This is a genomic window from Rhizobium sp. PEPV16, from assembly GCF_008919455.1.
Lineage (GTDB): Bacteria > Pseudomonadota > Alphaproteobacteria > Rhizobiales > Rhizobiaceae > Rhizobium > Rhizobium leguminosarum_Q.
This window is the reverse complement of sequence record NZ_VSZV01000277.1, coordinates 1-4,251: the sequence shown is the minus strand read 5'-3', so window position 1 is coordinate 4,251 and position 4,251 is coordinate 1. Positions and strand designations below refer to the sequence as shown.

General features: G+C 59.7%; 4 protein-coding genes. 1 reads left to right on the top strand and 3 read right to left on the bottom strand.

Annotation, left to right across the window (positions count from 1 at the left end; translation table 11 throughout):
* Nucleotides 1–1,035 (bottom strand): ABC transporter substrate-binding protein (locus FY112_RS12390; protein WP_246700657.1); only part of this gene is annotated, 1,035 nt, incomplete at its 3' end.
* 369 nt (nt 1,036–1,404) lie between these two features.
* Between FY112_RS12390 and FY112_RS12385 the strand changes: the two genes are divergently transcribed.
* Nucleotides 1,405–2,451 carry a Gfo/Idh/MocA family oxidoreductase gene (locus FY112_RS12385; RefSeq protein WP_151518482.1) on the top strand — a complete coding sequence of 349 codons (1,047 nt, stop codon included), beginning with the start codon at nt 1,405–1,407 and terminating at the stop codon, nt 2,449–2,451.
* Between the two features lie 8 nt (nt 2,452–2,459).
* On the opposite strand, the gene FY112_RS12380 is transcribed toward FY112_RS12385, so the two are convergent.
* Both FY112_RS12380 and FY112_RS37665 read right to left on the bottom strand, forming a co-directional pair.
* Entirely contained in the window at nt 2,460–3,599 is a 1,140-nt protein-coding gene (locus tag FY112_RS12380) for an ROK family transcriptional regulator (RefSeq protein ID WP_017957342.1), read from the bottom strand.
* Nucleotides 3,600–3,806: 207 nt separating this feature from the next.
* Complete coding sequence (locus FY112_RS37665; protein ID WP_017957343.1) at nt 3,807–3,995, bottom strand: hypothetical protein; 189 nt, start codon at nt 3,993–3,995, stop codon at nt 3,807–3,809.
* Nucleotides 3,996–4,251 lie beyond the last annotated feature (256 nt).

Below are 4,251 nucleotides of genomic sequence, written 5' to 3'. Positions count from 1 at the left end.
ATAAACCTCGCGGGCGAGGTTGGCGCACATCTCGATCTTGTCCTTGTCCTTGCTGAAGGAGGCGATCGTCCAGCCACCGGTGCCGGTCGAACGCTGATCGGCGCTGGGGCCGGGGATCGGCGAGAAGGTCCAGTTGTTGAACTCGTCCTCGTCGAGCGTGGCCTTCAGCTGCGCATATTGCCAGTTGCCGCCGATGAAGAGAGCCGTCGTCGCCGCTGCGGCCGCGGCATTCATATCGTCGTAATTCGCGATCGTGCTGACGCGCTTGGGCGCGGCACCCGAATCGACGAGATCCTTGAAATAATTCAGCGCCTTCAGGAACTTCTCCTTGTTCTCGCCTTCGCCGAACACTGGCTTGCCTGAGTCGTCGACGAGCTTGCCGCCGAGTGCCCAATAATTCGCGAGCCAGTCGAACGTCGTCCCTTCCCAGCGCCCGCCGTTGAAGAGAACACCTTCCATGCCTTCCTTGGTGGAGGCGAGCGCGGCCGTTTTCAGGTCGTCCCAGGTCTGCGGCGCATCCGCAACGATCGACTTGTTGCGGTAGAGCACACGAAGATCGGTATCCCACCACCAGGCGCGGACCGTCTGGTCCTGATCGGTGATGCCGCTGCGGATGAAGGGGAACAGGTCATCCACTTCGTCCTTCGAAAAATACGGCGTGAAGTCCGCAAGAACTTTATTGACCATGAACTGCGAGAGGACGAAGGAGTCGACAGCAGCGCAGTCGGGCGCGTTGCCGGCCTTGGCCTGCTCCAGCATCTTGGCCTGTTCGGTGCCGATGTCCGAGGACATGAATTGCATCTGCAATTTCCAGTCCGGATGCTTCTTGATGAAATAGACGAACAGCTTCTGATAGCCCTCGGCGATCGCCGGATCCGAATTGTTGGGACTATCGTTCGTCAGACGGACGACGAGGGATTTCGGCGCATCGGCAAGGCCGATCCTGTCCTTCGTGGCAAGTTCCTGGGCAAATGAAACGGATGCTGAAAATAACATGGTGCTCAGCGCAAATGCGCTGACGGTGGCGCTCTTCATGATGGGTCTCCTCCCCATTTTGAACGGATACAGCCTGGCGGTCAGTTGACCTCTCCTCATTTCCGTGCTGCATTAATTAGATTAAGTTACTTTGATTTGATGTCAAGCCACAGCTTGGAAGGCCAGACCTGGGAGGTTGAGATGCTGGCGACAATCAACAGCAGCTAGCGCACAGTTCCGGAAAATCGAGATCGATTTCCGGAAAAGAACATGCGCCGTGAAAGTGATGGAGCGTCCCGCGGCACGCGCGGCGCATCCACCGCAATTTTCCTGAAGAAGAGCATGAGGCAATCGCGGATGGCTGCGATGGCGCGAGTGCGGTTTTGCCCGGCTGAACTGCCGCGGGCAGTTAATTCCATGGAGGATAGGATGCGTCTACTCATTCTCGGTACCGGCGGAATGGCCAACCAGCATGCCGCCAACTTCAAGGCGATCGAAGGCGTAAGTGTCGTGGGCGGCGTCGATGTCGTCCCGGAAAGGCTCGCCGCCTTTTGCACCGAACACGGCATCGCCAATCATTTCACGACCCTCGAGGATGCTCTCGCCTGGGGCGAGTTCGACGCAGTGGCAAACGTCACGCCGGACCGCATTCACCACCCGACGACGCTGCAGGCGATCGAAGCCGGCAAGCACGTCTTCTGCGAAAAGCCGCTCGCCACCGATGCCGTCAAGGCCATGGAGATGACTGAGGCCATCGAGCGATCGGGCAAGGTCGGTATGGTCAATTTCACCTATCGCAACTCGCCCGCTCTTCAGAAAGGCCGGCAGATGGTGCTCGCCGGCGAAATCGGGGAGATCAGGCACGTCGAGGCCTCCCACCTGCAAAGCTGGCTGGTCGGTCGTCATTGGGGCGACTGGAAAACCGAAAGCAAATGGCTGTGGCGGCTGAGCAAGAAGCACGGATCCAATGGCGCGCTCGGCGATATCGGAATTCATATCGTCGATTTCGCATCATACGGTTCCGGGCTCGACGTTGCTCATGTCTTCGCCCGGCTGAAGACCTTCGACAAGGCGCCGGGCCACAAGATCGGTGAGTATGATCTCGATGCGAATGACAGCTTTACGATGAATGTCGATTTCTTCGGCGGGGCGATCGGAACGATCCAGGCGACGCGCACGGCGGCCGGACAGATGGATCAGCTGCGCCTCAGGGTCTATGGCGAAACCGGCTCGATCGAGATGATCTACGATACCGGAAAATCGACGCTACGCGCCTGTCTTGGCGAAGACGTGCACACGGCAACCTGGCGCGACGTCCCCTTCGATCCGGTCGAGACGAACTACCAGCGCTTCGTCCAGGCCGTGCGGGCGGGCAGGACCCAGGAACCCTCGTTCCGGCGGGCGGCCAATATCCAGAAAGTCCTGGACAAGGCGCTGGCCTCCGATCTCAGCCACGCCGATGAAGCGCTCGCCTGACCCGGCCATCAGGCCGAAGCCGGCGGCAGCAGCAAAGTGTTGAGGAAGGGTAGGAGCGCTGCACCGAGCGCAACGCCGCCGCCGCTGAAGCTCGCGGGTTTCATCGGCGAAATCCAGGGCGTCAGCAATGGTCTCGTCGAGGTGTCGCGCCGCTCGATGGAAAGCTGATGGATCAGCGCTTCGATCACGCCCTGCGGCAGATCGCTGCCGATCATGACGACGCTCGGCGCGAGAAACCCGGCCATGGCGATGATCGGGTCGAGCAGATGGCCAGCGGCTTCGCGTATCCATTGCGACAGTAACGGCGAGGAGATTTCCTCGCCCTTCAGCAGGCGGGTGAATGCCTGGTCGCCGATCCGTGATCGCAGGGATTGGAAACCGACGACGGTGTTCAATTGGACATTGTCCGGGCCTGTCAACATTTCGCCGATGCTGCCTGCCCGGCCATGCACGCCGGAATAGGGAATACCGCGAATGAGAAAGCCGGCCTGAACGTCGTCGTCGATGATGATCATCGCAAGTCCGCCTTCCCTGCCGAAGCTACCGATCGTGCGTTCGGCGAGAAGGCTCGCCGTGCACTCGTTCTCGACATAGGGACGCGCGATCGTCGACATCGCGGCGATCTGAGCGCTTTGATCGTCGGTCCAGTCGTTGGCGGCGATGCCGAGGCCGATGATCGGCAATGCGGCGTGGCGATCGACCATATCCCTGACGGCCGCATGCACCGCGCCGACCTTGTGTGCGGGGTCCAGCTCGATATAGACCCGGTCATGAACCTGGCCACTCAGATCGATGAGCACAGCCTCGCCACGCCATTGGCGAAGCTTGACGCCGATCGAGAAGGCGCCTTCCGGACGCAAGGCAAATTCGGTCGCGGTCGCACCGCTGCCAAGGCCAGTGCGACGGTTGGAGGTGACAAGCTTTTCCTCGGCCAGTCGGCGGAGAATATTGGTAATGCCGGGACCGGTCAGGCCGCAATACCGACCGAGTTCCATCCGTGTCAGCGGGCCGTGGCGGCGGATGGCTTCCAGAATGACGCGAATGTTCCTGTCGGCGATTTCACCGGACCGCAGACCGATTGTTTTGGCGCGCGGGGCGCCCAGGTCCTGGGTTTGAAGCCGACGCGGCCCTGACCGAAGATACCGCATGACTGACTTTCCTAGAGCACCATCTCGGTTGTGTACTTCATCAACGGGCTTTGGGAAAGCCGGGCCCAGCTAGCCGCTTTTCGGCTGAACGCCCTATCAATCTGGATCAGGGCTATCACGGCGCTGACGAAGCGCGGCGGGGCGAATGCCGCAAAGCGAACAGATCGTCGAAACTACACGGCAATAGGAGCTTCAATCTAATGGTCACTAATAGCTGCAAGGATGGTCGTTGCCGAATCCATCGCGGCAGGCAGGTCTGAGCGAATAGTCGGTGCCGGTATATCCAACCGAGCCGGTTTGCATCGAGTCATTCGGGGTCGTCGTGCAGGATGACGACGATACGGCAACCACGATGACGGCTGTCGCGGCTGTCAATAATTTGCGGACTTGAAGCATCCCACCCTCCACAGCGCTACCTGAAATCTGCCATATCAGTGCAATTCTCGGTCAAATAGGGCCGACGGTAGTTTCGATAACTGTCGTTGTCGATCAAGATCTCGTTATTCGGATAAGGCCCATCACCGGTTTCCGATCGGGAACGGCTGGGACTCCAGCAAGCCCGGAGTGGTTCACTTCTTTCGCACTTGACGGCAAATCAAAGGTACTTAATCTAAGACTCTGCAAGCCTGCTTGGAGGAGGGGCCGGGCAATC

What these genes read in the sequence shown, in the direction of transcription:
- FY112_RS12385 (WP_151518482.1), top strand. Translation starts at nt 1,405, where the DNA reads ATGCGTCTACTCATTCTCGGTACCGGCGGAATGGCCAACCAGCATGCC.
- FY112_RS12380 (WP_017957342.1), bottom strand. Translation starts at nt 3,599, where the DNA reads ATGCGGTATCTTCGGTCAGGGCCGCGTCGGCTTCAAACCCAGGACCTG.
- FY112_RS37665 (WP_017957343.1), bottom strand. Translation starts at nt 3,995, where the DNA reads ATGCTTCAAGTCCGCAAATTATTGACAGCCGCGACAGCCGTCATCGTG.